13 protein-coding genes are annotated in these 15,738 nt (G+C 59.2%); 7 read left to right on the forward strand and 6 right to left on the reverse strand.

Features of this window, described 5'->3' with window-relative positions:
• The first annotated feature begins 63 nt into the window (after positions 1–63).
• From J0G10_RS10235 to J0G10_RS10265, 7 genes are all read left to right on the forward strand, one after another.
• Positions 64–1,053, forward strand: coding sequence for an alpha/beta fold hydrolase (locus tag J0G10_RS10235; protein WP_220558384.1), 990 nt, complete (start codon positions 64–66; stop codon positions 1,051–1,053).
• Positions 1,054–1,277: 224 nt separating this feature from the next.
• Positions 1,278–1,769, forward strand: coding sequence for a ribonuclease E activity regulator RraA (gene rraA / locus J0G10_RS10240; RefSeq protein WP_220558385.1), 492 nt, complete (start codon positions 1,278–1,280; stop codon positions 1,767–1,769).
• Positions 1,770–1,791: 22 nt separating this feature from the next.
• Entirely contained in the window at positions 1,792–2,787 is a 996-nt protein-coding gene (locus J0G10_RS10245) for a zinc transporter ZntB (protein ID WP_220558386.1), read from the forward strand.
• 63 nt (positions 2,788–2,850) lie between these two features.
• Entirely contained in the window at positions 2,851–3,099 is a 249-nt protein-coding gene (locus J0G10_RS10250; RefSeq protein ID WP_008076827.1) for a hypothetical protein, read from the forward strand.
• Positions 3,100–3,101: 2 nt separating this feature from the next.
• Positions 3,102–3,926 carry a mechanosensitive ion channel family protein gene (locus tag J0G10_RS10255; RefSeq protein ID WP_007916401.1) on the forward strand — a complete coding sequence of 275 codons (825 nt, stop codon included), beginning with the start codon at positions 3,102–3,104 and terminating at the stop codon, positions 3,924–3,926.
• A gap of 90 nt (positions 3,927–4,016) precedes the next feature.
• A complete protein-coding gene (gene sigX, locus J0G10_RS10260) occupies positions 4,017–4,607 on the forward strand; it encodes an RNA polymerase sigma factor SigX (protein WP_011333251.1) in 591 nt (196 codons plus the stop codon).
• A 107-nt stretch (positions 4,608–4,714) separates the two neighbouring features.
• On the forward strand, positions 4,715–5,749 hold the full coding sequence (locus J0G10_RS10265; RefSeq protein ID WP_095047746.1) for an OmpA family protein: 1,035 nt from the start codon (positions 4,715–4,717) through the stop codon (positions 5,747–5,749).
• Between the two features lie 97 nt (positions 5,750–5,846).
• On the opposite strand, the gene cobA is transcribed toward J0G10_RS10265, so the two are convergent.
• From cobA to J0G10_RS10295, 6 genes are all read right to left on the reverse strand, one after another.
• The gene (cobA, locus tag J0G10_RS10270) at positions 5,847–6,614 is read right to left on the reverse strand and encodes a uroporphyrinogen-III C-methyltransferase (protein WP_095124900.1); all 768 of its coding nucleotides are present in this window, start codon (positions 6,612–6,614) and stop codon (positions 5,847–5,849) included.
• Positions 6,615–6,627: 13 nt separating this feature from the next.
• Positions 6,628–9,342, reverse strand: a complete 2,715-nt coding sequence (locus J0G10_RS10275; protein ID WP_220558387.1) for a nitrate reductase — start codon at positions 9,340–9,342, stop codon at positions 6,628–6,630.
• Positions 9,342–9,659, reverse strand: coding sequence for a nitrite reductase small subunit NirD (gene nirD / locus J0G10_RS10280; protein WP_016985592.1), 318 nt, complete (start codon positions 9,657–9,659; stop codon positions 9,342–9,344). Before nirD ends, J0G10_RS10275 begins: the two co-directional genes overlap by 1 nt.
• Positions 9,656–12,109 (reverse strand): nitrite reductase large subunit NirB, encoded by a 2,454-nt coding sequence (nirB, locus tag J0G10_RS10285; RefSeq protein WP_095124897.1) that lies wholly within the window; start codon positions 12,107–12,109, stop codon positions 9,656–9,658. Before nirB ends, nirD begins: the two co-directional genes overlap by 4 nt.
• Positions 12,110–12,521: 412 nt before the next feature.
• Complete coding sequence (locus tag J0G10_RS10290) at positions 12,522–14,192, reverse strand: bifunctional protein-serine/threonine kinase/phosphatase (RefSeq protein WP_095124895.1); 1,671 nt, start codon at positions 14,190–14,192, stop codon at positions 12,522–12,524.
• A 7-nt stretch (positions 14,193–14,199) separates the two neighbouring features.
• Positions 14,200–15,411 (reverse strand): nitrate/nitrite transporter, encoded by a 1,212-nt coding sequence (locus J0G10_RS10295; protein WP_095047741.1) that lies wholly within the window; start codon positions 15,409–15,411, stop codon positions 14,200–14,202.
• Positions 15,412–15,738: the final 327 nt, after the last annotated feature.

Raw genomic sequence — 15,738 nt, forward strand, 5'->3', positions numbered from 1 at the left:
GGTTCCTTATGATTCAAACAGGGCGGGGTCTCCGGATGCCGCCCTTTTTTGTGCAAGAGCATTATGCAAAGCAGCAGCAACCTGTTTCCTGTCGCCCTGATCAGCGCCGAACGGCGCGGCGATCTGAGCGAAGACGTGTATCGACTGAAACCCGGCAACAGTCCCGACTGGTCCGTGGAAATCGCTGTGACCCGCTTGGGCATGGCCGATGACTCGGCGCCTCGCGGTGTGCCGGTGATTTTGCTGCACGGCAGTTTTTCCAATCGACGCTTCTGGTTTTCACCGAAAGGCCTGGGCCTGGGCGCGTATCTGACGCGACTGGGGTTCGACGTTTGGATTCCGGAGATGCGCGGTCACGGCCTGTCGCAGCGCAATGAGGAATACCGACGCAACCGGGTCGCCGACTATGCCCGTTACGATCTGCCGGCGATTGCCGCATTCGTGCGAGAGCAGAGCGGGCAGATTCCGCACTGGATCGGCCATTCGCTGGGCGGCATCACCCTGGCCGCCGCGCTCGGTGGTGAGTACCTTGGCGAACCCGCCGTGGCTTCGGCTGCGTTTTTCGGCACACAAGTCAGCCGCACTTACTGGCCGTTGAAGATTCCGCCGGTGGAGTGGAGCGGGCGCTTCATTCTCAAGCGTTTCGCGCAGCTGTCGGGTTCGCGTCTCAAACGTGGCCCGGAAGATGAGCCGATCGGTCTGGCGCTGGAAAGCATGCGCTGGTACGGCTTGTTCGGTCGTTTTGGCGACAAGGACAAGGATTGGTGGGCGGGGCTGGCCGATGTTCAAGTGCCAGTGCTGGCGGTGACCGCAGCAGGGGATCATCAGGATCCGGCCTGGGCCTGTCGCAAATTGTTCGAGCAGATCGGCTCCGAGCACAAGCAGTTCATCAATCTGGGTCGCGAGCAGGGCTTCAACGATAATTTCGGCCATGTCGAGATGTTGGTGAGCAAAGCGGCGCAGACCGAGGTGTGGCCACTGGTGGCGCGTTGGTTGAGTGATCAGCACACGCCATTGCTGGGCGAGAAGCCGGATCTGGCCGCTGCTGTGTGAGTGCGAAGGCCTTGAAGGGATTTCGTTCGGGTTGGCTTGCGGCTAAGATATGACGCAATGTGCGGATCTGGTCATTTTTGGTGGCGGTTTAGCTATTACGTTTCAGGGTTTGTTCAGGTTCGTTCAGCGACCATGGGATGGACTAAGGTAAACAGCGACCACCGAAACTCGTCTCTTCAGAACGCAGCATCCTCGATCGTTTTCCTTTTTACAGGAGTTTTTCGATGAACCATTACCTTACGCCTGATCTGTGCGACGCCTATCCGGAGCTGGTACAGGTGCTGGAACCGATGTTCAGCAATTTCGGCGGCCGTGATTCGTTCGGCGGCGAAATCGTGACCATCAAATGCTTCGAAGACAACTCGCTGGTCAAGGAACAGGCTGAACTCAAGGGTAACGGCAAGGTGCTGGTCGTCGATGGCGGCGGTTCGCTGCGCCGTGCATTGCTGGGGGACCTGATCGCCGAAAAGGCTGCGAAAAACGGTTGGGAAGGGCTGGTGATCTACGGCTGCATCCGTGACGTTGACGTCATCGCGCAGACCGATCTGGGCGTGCAGGCGCTGGCCAGCCATCCGATGAAAACCGAAAAACGCGGCATTGGTGACCTCAACGTCCCGGTGACGTTTGCCGGCGTGACATTTCACCCGGGCCACTACATTTATGCGGACAACAACGGCGTGATCATCTCGCCGAGTCCGCTGAAGATGCCTGAATAAGCTTTTCGACAAAGGGATGCGGATGTTCGAGGAAGAAAACGCGCAGTGGGGGCTGGTGCATGCCCTGGTGCTGGACGGAAAAGGCGGTGCGCGTTCGATAGCCCGGACTGAGCTCGACGATTTGCAGCTGCAGGCCCATGAAAGCCTGTGGCTGCATTGGGATCGCAGCCATCCGCAGACCCAGACCTGGCTGCGCAAATCCAGCGGGCTCAATGAATTCACCTGCGATCTGCTGCTGGAAGAGAACACCCGGCCGCGCCTGTTGCCGCTGCCGGATGCCGAACTGTTGCTGTTTCTGCGCGGAGTCAATCTGAATCCGGGCGCCGAGCCGGAAGACATGGTCTCGGTGCGGATTTTCGCTTCTGCCCAACGGGTGATTTCACTGCGTTTGCGCCCGTTGCGCGCCACTGATGAGCTGTTGGTGCAATTGGCCGACGGCAACGGTCCGAAAACCTCCTCCGAACTGATCCTTTATCTGGCGCAGTTCCTCACCAACAAGGTGCAGGATCTGGTCACTTGCCTCTCGGAAATCGCCGATGAGGAAGAAGAAAAGATGGATGCCGACGAACGGTATACTCCCGAGCATGGCGCCATTTTGCACATCCGTCGCCGGGCGGCCGGACTAAAGCGATTTCTCGCGCCGCAGCGGGATATTTTCGGACAACTCACGCGGATAAAACTGCCTTGGTTTGTCGATGACGATGCCGATTACTGGAACGAACTGAACAACAGTCTGACCCGCTATCTCGAAGAGCTCGAATTGACCCGAGAGCGCGTGGGGCTTGTGCTTGAGGCTGAAGACCGACGCTTGAGCGAGCGTATGAATCGCACGATGTACCGCTTCGGGATCATCACCTGCATCTTTTTGCCGATGAGTTTTATCACCGGTCTGCTGGGTATAAACGTCGGCGGAATTCCGTTCTCCAGCAGCCCTTATGGTTTCCTGATTGCCTGTTTGACGGTGCTCACCCTGGCCTTCGGTCAGTGGTGGTTATTCCGTCGTTTGCGCTGGGTATGAAGATGGCGCATGTGACCCGACCAAATCTGCCCGCGTCTTTCACAGACATCACGAGAGGTGCGTATGCACGATCCGTTTGAACAGTCTTTGCGCGACATGCTCAACGCTTCGCCGTCCAGCCGCGACGACGATGCGTGCCTGGGCCGCGTACTCAAAACCGCCAACCGCCAGGTTGGCGCCGGTGATCTGTTCAGCCTGCTGGGCCGCTGGCTGCCCGCGCTGATGATCGCCCTGAATAATGGATCGGCGCATGTCTCGCCGGTTTCCCGTCTTCGTAAACCTACCGCTCGCACTGCTGATAAGGCTGATTGAATATGGAACTTGATCTCTGGACTCAGAGCCTCGTCACTGCAATGACTGCGTTGTGGACCAAAGTCGCCAACTTCATCCCGAACCTGTTCGGCGCACTGGTCGTGCTGCTGTTGGGTTTCGTCGTGGCCAAGCTGCTCGATACCCTGCTGTCCAAACTGCTCGCCAAGCTCGGTCTTGATCGCCTGATGGGCGGCACCGGGCTGACCAAGTTGATGTCGCGCGCCGGGTTGCAAGTTCCGATCTCGACCCTGATCGGTAAAATCGTTTACTGGTTCGTTCTGCTGATTTTCCTGGTTTCTGCAGCAGAATCCCTTGGCCTTGAGCGAGTTTCGGCTACGCTGGATATGTTGGCCCTCTATTTGCCGAAAGTATTCGGCGCGGCGCTGGTGTTGCTGGTAGGTGTTTTGCTCGCGCAACTGGCCAATGGGCTGGTGCGCGGGGCGGCAGAAGGCGTCGGCCTGGACTACGCTTCGGGGCTTGGGCGAATTGCTCAGGGGCTGGTGATCATCATCAGCATCTCGGTCGCGATCAGTCAGCTTGAGGTCAAGACTGACCTGCTGAACCATGTGATCGTCATCGTTTTGATTACCGTTGGTCTGGCCGTTGCGCTGGCCATGGGTTTGGGAAGCCGGGAAATTGCCGGTCAGATTCTTGCGGGAATCTATGTGCGTGAGTTGTATCAGGTTGGGCAACAAGTGCGTGTTGGCGAGGTCGAAGGCCAGATCGAGGAGATCGGCACGGTTAAAACCACATTGCTGACCGATGAGGGTGAGCTAGTCTCTCTTTCCAATCGGATCCTGCTGGAACAGCATGTGAGTAGCCGCTAATCCGGCAAACCCTGCTAATGTATGCCGCCGCAAAATGCCAGCTGATGCTGGTTGCGGCGGACATTGACCTGACTGTCGGCACGACTTGTTTTGAATAAAGCCCAAACGCTATCCACGCGCTACGACCCCCGCGAGCTCTCTGATGAGGAGTTGGTCGCGCGCTCGCATACCGAGCTTTTTCACGTAACGCGCGCCTATGAAGAACTGATGCGGCGTTACCAGCGAACATTATTTAACGTTTGTGCGAGATATCTTGGGAACGATCGCGACGCAGACGATGTCTGTCAGGAAGTCATGTTGAAGGTGCTGTATGGCCTGAAGAACTTCGAGGGGAAATCGAAGTTCAAAACGTGGCTCTACAGCATCACGTACAACGAATGTATTACGCAGTATCGGAAGGAACGACGAAAGCGTCGCTTGATGGACGCATTGAGTCTTGACCCCCTCGAGGAAGCGTCCGAAGAAAAGGCGCCGAAACCCGAGGAGAAGGGCGGGCTTGATCGCTGGCTGGTGTATGTGAACCCGATTGACCGCGAAATTCTGGTGCTTCGATTTGTCGCAGAGCTGGAATTTCAGGAGATCGCAGACATCATGCACATGGGTTTGAGTGCGACAAAAATGCGTTACAAACGTGCTCTAGATAAATTGCGTGAGAAATTTGCAGGCATTGCTGAAACTTAGTTCAGCGCAAATATCTCTTACGTGTAGGCAAGTTCTGATAGACTTGCCGCCGAGTTGTCCCCCGGTTTGCGGGACTGCTTCACAATCACCAGATGGGGATTTAACGGATGAAACTGAAAAACACCTTGGGCTTGGCCATTGGTTCTCTGATTGCCGCCACTTCGTTCGGCGCTCTGGCACAAGGCCAAGGCGCAGTTGAAATCGAAGGCTTCGCAAAGAAAGAACAATTCGACAGCGCTCGTAACTTCAAGAACAACGGCAACCTGTTCGGCGGCTCGATCGGTTACTTCCTGACCGACGACGTTGAACTGCGTCTGGGCTACGACGAAGTGCACAACGTACGTGCCGATGATGGCAAGAACGTAAAAGGCGCTAACACCGCTCTGGACGCTCTGTACCACTTCAACAACCCAGGCGACATGCTGCGTCCATACGTCTCGGCCGGTTTCTCCGACCAGAGCATCGACCAGAACGGTTCGAACGGTCGTAACCGTTCTACCTTCGCTAACGTTGGTGGCGGTGCCAAGCTGTACTTCACCGAGAACTTCTACGCCCGTGCTGGCGTTGAAGCTCAGTACAACATCGACCAGGGCGACACCGAGTGGGCTCCTAGCGTCGGTATCGGTGTGAACTTCGGTGGCGGCTCCAAGCCTGCTGCTGCTCCAGTTCCAGCACCAGCTGAAGTCTGCTCCGACAGCGACAACGATGGCGTTTGCGACAACGTTGACAAGTGCCCGGACACCCCAGCCAACGTAACTGTTGACGCTGACGGCTGCCCAGCAGTTGCTGAAGTTGTTCGTGTTGAGCTGGACGTTAAGTTCGACTTCGACAAGTCGGTTGTGAAGCCAAACAGCTACGGCGACATCAAAAACCTGGCTGACTTCATGAAGCAGTACCCATCCACCACCACTACTGTTGAAGGTCACACTGACTCCGTCGGTCCTGACGCTTACAACCAGAAACTGTCCGAGCGTCGTGCAAACGCCGTTAAGCAAGTTCTGACCAACCAGTACGGTGTTGAATCGTCCCGCGTTCAGTCTGTTGGCTACGGCGAATCCCGCCCAGTTGCTGACAACAAAACTGAAGCTGGCCGCGCTGTAAACCGTCGCGTAGAAGCGCAGGTTGAAGCTCAAGCTAAGTAATTAGCTGCCGCTCTGAGAAAAGCCCGGCTTAGGCCGGGCTTTTCTTTGCCTGCGATTTGGCTTTGCAGCTTTAAAAGATCGCAGCCTTCGGCAGCTCCTACAGGACCAATGCAGATCCAAAGTAGGAGCTGCCGCAGGCTGCGATCTTTTGATCTTCAACAACAGCCGCCACCGCCCCGATCACCAGAATCGCCGGGCTTTTCAATCCAAACGCACACGCATCATCACTCATACTCGCCAGATCACTCCGGCATTCGCGCTGCTCTGGCAACGATGCATTCTCGATCATCGCCACCGGCGTATCCGCCGCCATCCCGCCTGCCAGCAGTTGATCGCGAATCTCCCCCAGCTTGGCCACGCCCATATAAACCACCAGCGTCGTCCCCCCCTGTGCCAGCGCCTGCCAGTTCAACTGGCTGTCGTCCTGCGTGTGTGCAGTCACCAGCGTCACCCCGCGCGCCACACCGCGTAACGTCAGCGGAATATCGCACTGCGTCGCCCCGGCCAGCCCGGCGGTAATGCCATTGACCAGTTCCACCTCAACGCCTCTTTCACGCAGCCACTGCGCCTCTTCGCCACCTCGGCCGAAAATGCACGGATCGCCGCCCTTGAGCCGCACCACACACTTGCCATGGCGGGCATAGCGCAGCATCAGCCGATGGATAAACGCTTGCGGTGTCGAACGGCAGCCGCCGCGTTTACCCACTGCAATGATGCGGGCGTCAGGGCAGTGTTCCAGCACCGCGTCGTTGACCAGATCATCGATCAGCACCACATCGGCCTCGCGCAGGGCGCGCACCGCTTTGAGGGTCAGCAGTTCCGGATCACCAGGACCTGCACCCACCAGCCAGACTTTTGCGTTCATGGTGTTTTCCTCATCAGATGACGGCGGCTGGCTGCACGTCGGCAGCCAGTAAACGTTTTATTTCCGGGACGCACGAGCCGCATTGCGTGCCGCAGCCCAGTTGGTTTTTCAAGCCCTGCAGATCCAGGCCTTGGCGAATGCCGGCGCAGACCGCGTTGAGGCTGACGTTCTTGCAGTTGCACAGGGTTTTATCCACAGCCATTTGCGCCCCGACACTGCCCGGCGGCGCACTCATTGGCGCCAATAGCCAGCGCCGCAGTTGCTCATCCGCACGGCCTTCCAGCCACAACCCTTGCAGCCAATGCTGAGCGAGGGTTTCACCGGCCAATCGGATCGCAGTGATCCGGCCGTTTTCAATGCGCACGCGTTTGCCAATGGCGCGGCGAGGATCGTCATAGGCCAATACCGGGCCGTCGATCAGTGACAGGCATTGGTCGATTTCACCGAGCAATTGCGCATTCGGAGCTTCGCTGCTGGCCGCGCGTATCAGCAATGCCGATCGTTCACGTCCGACAAGGCTGAGACTCACGTAGGAAAATGCCTCACAGAGCGGTCGTAGCGTCTCGAAATGCCGTTGAACATCACCCTCGATCAGTGCGAAAAGTTGCCACGGCAGACTGACCGGCTCGAGGCGCACACCGCTGTGTTTGAGTTCCGGTTGCTTCGACAGCGGATCAAAGTCCGGCAGGGTCAGGCTGTTCACACCGCCCTTGAGAAAACGGTCGCCCCAGTGCATCGGCAGAAACGCTTGCCCCGGACGTACGCTGTCATCGCTGCCAACCGCGACGATTACCGCGCCGCGACGACTTTTAAGGTTGACCAGATCGCCCGGCTGCAAACGATGCCGGCGCATTTCGTCCGGGTGCAGGCTCAACACCGCTTCGCTGACATGCCCGAACAATTGCGCTGCCGTGCCAGTGCGGCTCATACCGTGCCATTGATCGCGCAAGCGGCCAGTGATCAACGTCAGTGGAAAGCGAGCATCGCGCTGCTCTTTGGCGGCGCGATACGGATCGGAAATAAACTGAGCCCGACCGTTGGCCGTAGGAAAAATACCGTCCTCGTACAGTCGTGGCGTTCCTTGCCGCGCTCCGACAGGGAAGGGCCATTGCTGCGGTCCGATCTCGTCGATCAGCGTGTGGCTGATCCCGGACATATCCAGATCCCGTCCACGCGTCAGCCCTTTGAATTCATCGAACAACTGCGCAGGTTGGTTAAACGTAAACAGGCTCGACTCAGCGGGACGCAGACGTTTCTCCAGACGTTGTGCGAAATCTACCGTGATCTCCCAGTCCGGCCGCGCCTCACCCGGTGGGAGGATGGCGTTACGCACGTGGGAAATGCGTCGCTCGGAATTGGTCACCGAGCCTTCTTTCTCGCCCCAACTGGCGGCGGGTAGCAGGAGATCGGCGAATGCAGCGGTTTCGGTGGTGCGAAAGGCTTCTTGCAGAACCACAAACGGGCAGGTCTCAAGCGCTGTTCGCACAGCATGTTGGTCCGGCATCGATTGGGCAGGGTTGGTGCAGGCAATCCACAACGCCTTGATCTTGCCGTTGCGCACTTGCTCGAACAGTTCGATGGCACTGAGACCGGTACTTTCCGGCAACCGATCAACGCCCCAATATGCCGCTACTTCGGCGCGATGTTCAGGGTTGGCCGCGTCTCGATGGCCCGGCAACAGATTCGACAAACTGCCCGTTTCGCGCCCGCCCATGGCATTCGGCTGACCGGTGAGGGAGAAAGGTCCTGCACCCGGACGGCCGATTTGCCCGGTGGCTAAATGCAGATTGATCAGCGCGCTGTTCTTCGCGCTGCCAGCGGTGGACTGGTTCAGGCCCATGCACCACAGCGACAGAAAACTCGGCGAGGTGCCCACCCATTCCGCGCATTGCTGCAATTGCTCGACACTGATCCCGCACAGTTGCGAAACCATCTGCGGGGTGTAATCACGGACTAGATTTTTCAAGTCGGCGAGGCCATCGGTGTGCGCCTTGATGAAGTCACGGTCGATCCAGTCTTCCCACAACAACAGATGCAAAATCCCATGAAATAAAGCGACATCTGTGCCCGGCAGAATCGCCAAGTGCAAATCGGCAAGATCGCAGGTATCGGTGCGCCGTGGATCAATGACGATGACTTTCATCTGCGGGCGGCGGGATTTTGCCTCTTCCAGCCGACGGAAAAGTACCGGATGGGCGTAGGCCATATTACTGCCGACGATCATCACGCAATCGCTGAGTTCCAGATCCTCATAGCTGCACGGCGGGGCGTCGGCGCCGAGGCTGCGCTTGTAGCCGACCACCGCTGAAGACATGCACAGGCGCGAATTGCTGTCGATGTTGTTGGTCCCGACCAACGCCCGCGCCAGTTTGTTGAAGGCGTAATAGTCCTCGGTCAGCAACTGCCCGGAGATATAGAACGCCACGCTGTCCGGGCCGTGCTCGGCAATGGTCTCGGCGAACACGTTGGCAGCGTGTTCCAGTGCCGTATCCCAATCCGTTCGGCTGCGCGCCAGGCCTTTGCCCAGACGCAGTTCCGGGTACAGCGCGCGGGCTGCCAGGTCGCCGGTCAGGTGCAGGGTCGAGCCTTTGCTGCACAGTTTGCCGAAGTTGGCCGGGTGCGCCGGATCGCCGCTGACGCCGAGGATGCGCTCGCCGTCATGCTCGATCAGCACGCCGCAGCCGACCCCGCAATAACAGCAGGTCGAGGCGGTCGTCTGGCGGCTCATCAGATGGCGTCCCGCAGGGCCAGTTGCACACGACCGTTTTCGACCCGTGCCGGGTGATGGTGCGCGCAACCGATATCCGGCGCCTGAGCTTCGCCAGATTCGAGGTCGATTTGCCAGTTGTGCAGCGGGCAGGCCACACGTTTGCCGTAGATCAAACCTTGCGACAATGGCCCGCCCTTGTGCGGGCAGCGGTCGTCGAGGGCGAAAACCTCATCGTCGCTTGTACGAAAAATCGCGATGTCACCTTTCGGCCCGGCAATGATTCGCGAACCGAGGGCATTGATCTCGTCGAGAGCGCAGATATCTAGCCAGTTCATGCCGGCACCTCCAGATTCTTCACAGGGATCACATCGAATTCTTTCTTCAGTTGCGGCTGCGCCAGACGCTCTTTCCAAGGGTCTTGCTCGAACGACAGAGAGAATTGCAGGCGCTCGTTCAGGGCCTTGCGACGCTCGGGGTCTTCGAGCACGGCTTTCTTGATGTGCTCCATGCCGACCCGTTGCAGGTAGTGCACGGTGCGTTCGAGGTAGAAGGCTTCTTCGCGGTAGAGCTGCAGGAACGCGCCGTTGTATTCGCGGACTTCCTCGGCGGTTTTCAGCTTGACGAAAAACTCAGCGACCTCGGTTTTGATTCCGCCGTTACCGCCGATGTACATCTCCCAACCGGAGTCGACACCGATAATTCCTACGTCTTTGATCCCCGCTTCCGAGCAGTTGCGTGGGCAACCGGAGACGGCGAGTTTCACTTTGTGCGGCGACCACATGTTGAACAGATCATGCTCCAGCTCGATGCCCAGTTGTGTCGAGTTTTGCGTGCCGAAGCGGCAGAACTCGCTGCCGACGCAGGTCTTCACGGTACGGATGGATTTGCCGTAGGCATGCCCGGACGGCATGTCGAGGTCTTTCCAGACGCCGGGCAAGTCCTGCTTCTTGATGCCGAGCAAGTCGATGCGCTGACCGCCGGTGACCTTGACCATCGGCACGTTGTACTTGTCGGCCACGTCGGCAATCCGCCGCAGTTCCGAAGGATTGGTCACGCCGCCCCACATCCGTGGTACCACCGAATACGTGCCGTCCTTCTGGATGTTGGCGTGTGCACGCTCGTTGATCAGGCGCGATTGCGGATCGTCCTTGGCTTCGCCGGGCCAGGTGGAAATCAGGTAATAGTTGAGGGCCGGGCGGCAGGTTGCGCAGCCGTTCGGCGTGCGCCAATTGAGGTAGCTCATGGTCCCGGCGATGGTCAGCAGATGCTGTTCGCGAATAGCCTGGCGGATCTGGCCGTGGTTGAGATCGCTGCAACCGCAGATGGCTTTTTCGCTTTTCGGTTTGACGTCCGCCGCGCCGCCGACGGTGTTGATCAGGATCTGTTCGACTAGCCCGGCGCACGAGCCGCAGGAGCTGGCCGCTTTGGTATGTTTCTTCACCTCGTCGACGCTGAACAGGCCGTGTTCCTGAATGGCTTTGACGATGGTGCCTTTGCACACGCCGTTGCAACCGCAGACTTCGGCGCTGTCGGCCATGACCATGGCTTTGTCCTGGCCCTGATGTCCTACGTCTCCGAGTGCGTTTTCTCCGAACATGAGGTGATCGCGGATCTCGCCAATGGCGTGATTCTCACGAATCTGCCGGAAATACCAACCGCCATCTGCCGTATCGCCGTACAGACAGGCGCCGACTAGCACGTCATCCTTGATCACCAGTTTTTTGTACACGCCGCCAATCGGGTCGGAGAGGGTGATGGTTTCCGTGCCTTCGCCGCCCATGAAATCGCCGGCAGAAAACAGATCGATGCCGGTGACTTTCAATTTGGTCGAGGTCACCGAACCCTGATAACGGGCGAAACCCAGTTGTGCGAGGTGGTTGGCGCAGACCTTGGCCTGTTCGAACAACGGCGCGACCAGACCGTAGGCAATGCCGCGGTGGCTGGCGCACTCGCCGATGGCGTAAATGCGCGGGTCGTAGGTTTGCAGCGTGTCGTTGACCAGAATCCCGCGATTGCACGGGATGCCGGCCTTTTCCGCCAATTCTGTGTTGGGACGAATACCGGCAGCCATTACCACCAGATCGGCGGGGATGATGTCGCCGTTCTTGAACTGCACCGAGCCGACCCGGCCATTGCCTGCGTCGTGCAGCGCCTGAGTCTGTTCGCACAGACGGAAGTGCAGGCCACGGGATTCAAGGGCGTTTTGCAGCAGTTGGCCGCTGGTTTTGTCGAGTTGACGTTCCAGTAACCACTCACCGATGTGCACCACGGTGACGTGCATGCCGCGCAGCATCAGGCCATTGGCGGCTTCGAGACCGAGCAGACCGCCACCGATGACCACCGCGTGTTTGTGGGTTTTGGCGGTGTCGATCATGGCTTGGGTGTCGGCGATGTCGCGATAGCCGATCACCCCGTGCAAGGTGTTGCCGGGGATCGGCAGGATGAACGGCGTCGAGCCGGTGGCGATCAGCAGGCGATCGTATTCGGCTTCGGTGCCGTCCTCGGCGATCACCCGGCGTTTGACCCGGTCGATCTCCACCACTTTGCGGTTGAGCAGCAACTTGATGTTGTTTTCCAGGTACCAGTCGAGGTCGTTGAGGACGATCTCTTCGAAGGTCTGCTCACCGGCCAGCACCGGCGACAACAGGATGCGGTTGTAGTTGGTGTGCGGTTCGGCGCCGAAGACCGTGATGTCGTACAGCTCGTTGCTCAGCTTGAGCAGTTCTTCCAGGGTGCGGACCCCGGCCATGCCATTGCCGATCATCACCAGTTTGAGTTTTTTCATCAGGTTCTCCGGGAGCTGCGGCTGGCCTCTTGTGGGCAGTCAGGCCTTGCTCGACAAATTTTGCGCAAACAAAAAAAGGCGTCCCGCTAGTTGCCTAGCGAGGACGCCTTTGTCCTGGTCCCGTTCTCTCGGGAAGCGCAGCCTTCGTCGTTGAAGGTTGGGCTTTATGTGTGTGTTGGTTGGGTTAATGCAGTGGTTGTGCCAAGTGGGGGAATGGCGTGTTTATTGGGCGGGAGCGGTAATTGACGGGGATTTTTTGCACCGAATCGACGCGGGTTGCTCGTTCGTGGGGCATTCAGGCAGACAGAATTGTTGTGATTGGGCTGACGTCATCGCGAGCAGGCTCACTCCTACAGGGGAACGCATTTCAAATTGTAGGAGTGAGCCTGCTCGCGATGGACGCGATGCGGTGTCAGCCGTGAAACAACAAAACCAGCAGCACCAGATTCCCCAGCAGAGCCACGATCGCCATCGTCCGCCACACCTTCAACGGCTCACGCTCCAATAATGGTCTGGGCCGCACACTCAAACTGCGCCGCTCGCCCTGTTCCAACACCAACAGCCATTCCTCAGCCGTTTCAAACCGTTGCTGCGGATCAGCCGCCACCCCGCGCTCCAGACTCTGCGCCAGCCATTCCGGCAGATCCGGCCGAAATCGACTGGCACTCACTGCCACACCAAATCGCGGCCGCTGAAACGCTTCGATCTCGCCATAGGGAAAATGCCCGGTGAGCAAGAAATACAGGGTCACACCGACCGCATACAAATCCTGCTGCACATTCGGCGGAGCCCTACGAAACGCTTCCGGGGCGATATAGCTGGGCGTTCCCGGCAACGTTGACGGCGCGTCTTCGGACAAGCCTGGGCAGTACGCCAGGCCAAAATCCAGCAGACGCAATTCGCCGTCGTCGCCCACGTGCAGATTTTCCGGTTTGATGTCCCGGTGCAGGATCTGCCGCCGATGCAGCAGCCCGACCGCACGCAACAGGCGCTCGGCGATGTCCTGCCACTGTGCCAACGACAACGGGCCTGACTGTTGAAACAGCTGCGCCAGCGTCGCCCCGGAATATTCCCGCATCACGTAGTACAAATGCTGACGCTGCTGGCAGGCATGGACTTCAGGAAAGTGGCGACCGGCTACGCGTTTCAGAAACCATTCCTCGGACAACAGTGCTTGCCCGGCGTAGGAATCATCGGCGGAACGCGTGGGTAGGGTTTTCAGAAGCCACGTCTGACCTTGTCCATCAATCACCCGATACAGCAGCGATTGCTGGCTCTGAGCGACAACGTCCAGCACTTGCCAGCCTTCGAACGACTGACCGGGTTTCAACGGTGGCGGCAGGGGCCATTGCTGCAGATGAATCAGCGCATCGCCGATACTGGCCTCACCCAAAGCATCCACCCGCACCAGCAAAGCACTGGCATTGTCCTGGCTCCCCGCAAGATGCGCGGCGTTGACCAGCGTCTGCGCGGCACTGTGCAGATCCGGTTGATCACGCAGAATCGCCGCAATAGCGGTATCGCCGAGTGTCGACCAGACACCGTCACTGAGCAAAACAAAGCACTCGCCGTCGCGCAGTTCGCCATCAAGGAAGTCCAGCACCAGATGCTGATCCAGCCCTAGCGCACGCTTGAGCACATGCTGCATGCCCGGCTGATCCCAGACGTGGTCTTCGCTGATTCGCTGCAAGCTGTCGGCGTGCCAGCGATACACCCGGCAATCGCCGACGTGGGCGAGGGTGAAACGCCGACCACGCATGACCAAGGCGCTGACCGTGGTGAGCAACGGTTGCCCACCACCGTTGGCCTGCAACCAGCGGTTTTGCGCGAGCAGCAGGCGATCCAGTGCCTGGGCCACGCTCCAGGTTTCCGGTGTGGCGTAGTAGTCCAGCGCCAAGGCTTGCAAGGTTGAACGCGCGGCCAGTCCGCCATCGGCACACTGGCTGACGCCATCGGCGATAGCGAACAGATAACCCTTGCTCGCCGCCAGCGCCGGCGCGGGCGTGACCAGACGCAAAGCGTCCTGATTCTCCGCGCGCGGGCCGGTGGCGCTGGCTTCGGCAAAGCTCAGTTGCAGGGCCATCGAAGGTTCAGACCCGCGCCGCCGTCACTGCCGCCGAACCCCAGGTGGTTCTCCAGCGACGCTTGACGCCGTGCAGGCCAAACCACGCCAGCACGCCAAGGCTGGCGAACAACCACAACGCCAACTGATAGCTGCCGGTGCTCTGCTTGATCGCGCCCATACCGGCGGCCAAGGCAAAACCGCCGATGCCGCCGGCCATGCCGATCAGCCCGGTCATCACGCCGATCTCCAGACGAAAACGCTGCGGTACCAGTTGGAAAACGGCGCCGTTGCCGGCGCCCAGACCGAGCATGGTGCAGACGAAAAGTGCCAGCGCGGCGTAGGAACTTGGCAGGTTGAAACCGACGGCCGCGATGCAGACGGCAGCGACGGTGTACATCGCCAGCAAGGTGCGGATGCCACCGAAACGGTCAGCCAGGGCGCCACCCAATGGCCGCATCAAACTGCCGCCGAACACGCAGGCTGCGGTGTAGTAGCCAGCGGTCACCGGGCTCAAACCGTACTGATCGTTGAAGTAGCCGGGCAGGGCGCTGGCCAGGCCGATAAAGCCGCCGAAGGTCACGCTGTAAAAAAACATGAACCACCAACTGTCACGGTCGCCCAGGGCTTTGAAGTAGTCAGCCATGGCTTTGGCTTTCGGCCGCTCAGGGGCGTTTTTTGCCAGCCAGGCGAACAGCACCAGGGTCAGAATCAGCGGGATCAGAGCGAAACCGAAGACATTGCTCCAGCCGAACGCGGCGGCGAGCACCGGCGCGAGCAGCGCGGCGAACACCGTGCCGGAGTTGCCCGCACCGGCAATGCCCATGGCTTTGCCCTGATGCTGCGGCGGGTACCACTGCGACGCCAGCGGCAGTGCAACAGCAAACGACGCGCCGGCCATGCCGAGAAACAGGCCGAGTATCAGCGCCTGTTCATAACTGTGGATGCCGAGTTTCCAGGCGCCGAACAGCGCACAGATCACGATGACCTGGCCGATCAGACCGGCGGTTTTCGGCGACAGCCGATCGGCGAGCATGCCCATCACAAAACGCAGCACCGCGCCGGCGAGGATCGGCGTGGCGACGACGAGACCGCGTTGTTGCGTGGTTAGCTGCAGGTCGGCGGCAATCTGCACCGCCAGCGGGCCGAGCAGGTACCAGACCATGAAGCTCAGGTCGAAATACAGGAAGGCTGCGAACAATGTCGGGGTGTGGCCGGATTTCCAGAAGCTTGAATTCATCGCGCACCTCAGCTGAAAAGAGTCTCGAAAGGAGTCATGCAACAGCAGGTGGGGCGCCGCCACGGCCGCACCACCGGCCCCGGGCTGTGGGGCCAAAACGCAAAAACGCCGCTACCTGATGCGCCGGTTGGGCGAACGGGTGAGCGACGTCTTTGTCGTGGGTGGGGCAACCGCCGTTGGTTACCTGTGCGTTTTACTTAGCGAGATTTGTGCCAACAGCCGGAAAATCAAAAGCCCCTCACCCTAGCCCTCCCGAAACGTCGGACCGCCCAGAGGGAGAGGGGACTGACCGAGGTGTCTTGCGCCAAACATCGACCTGAAAGACCG

Origin of the sequence: Pseudomonas germanica (assembly GCF_019614655.1) — a bacterium.
Lineage (GTDB): Bacteria > Pseudomonadota > Gammaproteobacteria > Pseudomonadales > Pseudomonadaceae > Aquipseudomonas > Aquipseudomonas neuropathica.

What these genes read in the sequence shown, in the direction of transcription:
- J0G10_RS10235 (WP_220558384.1), top strand. Translation starts at nt 64, where the DNA reads ATGCAAAGCAGCAGCAACCTGTTTCCTGTCGCCCTGATCAGCGCCGAA.
- rraA (WP_220558385.1), top strand. Translation starts at nt 1,278, where the DNA reads ATGAACCATTACCTTACGCCTGATCTGTGCGACGCCTATCCGGAGCTG.
- J0G10_RS10245 (WP_220558386.1), top strand. Translation starts at nt 1,792, where the DNA reads ATGTTCGAGGAAGAAAACGCGCAGTGGGGGCTGGTGCATGCCCTGGTG.
- J0G10_RS10250 (WP_008076827.1), top strand. Translation starts at nt 2,851, where the DNA reads ATGCACGATCCGTTTGAACAGTCTTTGCGCGACATGCTCAACGCTTCG.
- J0G10_RS10255 (WP_007916401.1), top strand. Translation starts at nt 3,102, where the DNA reads ATGGAACTTGATCTCTGGACTCAGAGCCTCGTCACTGCAATGACTGCG.
- J0G10_RS10265 (WP_095047746.1), top strand. Translation starts at nt 4,715, where the DNA reads ATGAAACTGAAAAACACCTTGGGCTTGGCCATTGGTTCTCTGATTGCC.
- cobA (WP_095124900.1), bottom strand. Translation starts at nt 6,614, where the DNA reads ATGAACGCAAAAGTCTGGCTGGTGGGTGCAGGTCCTGGTGATCCGGAA.
- J0G10_RS10275 (WP_220558387.1), bottom strand. Translation starts at nt 9,342, where the DNA reads ATGAGCCGCCAGACGACCGCCTCGACCTGCTGTTATTGCGGGGTCGGC.
- nirD (WP_016985592.1), bottom strand. Translation starts at nt 9,659, where the DNA reads ATGAACTGGCTAGATATCTGCGCTCTCGACGAGATCAATGCCCTCGGT.
- nirB (WP_095124897.1), bottom strand. Translation starts at nt 12,109, where the DNA reads ATGAAAAAACTCAAACTGGTGATGATCGGCAATGGCATGGCCGGGGTC.
- J0G10_RS10290 (WP_095124895.1), bottom strand. Translation starts at nt 14,192, where the DNA reads ATGGCCCTGCAACTGAGCTTTGCCGAAGCCAGCGCCACCGGCCCGCGC.
- J0G10_RS10295 (WP_095047741.1), bottom strand. Translation starts at nt 15,411, where the DNA reads ATGAATTCAAGCTTCTGGAAATCCGGCCACACCCCGACATTGTTCGCA.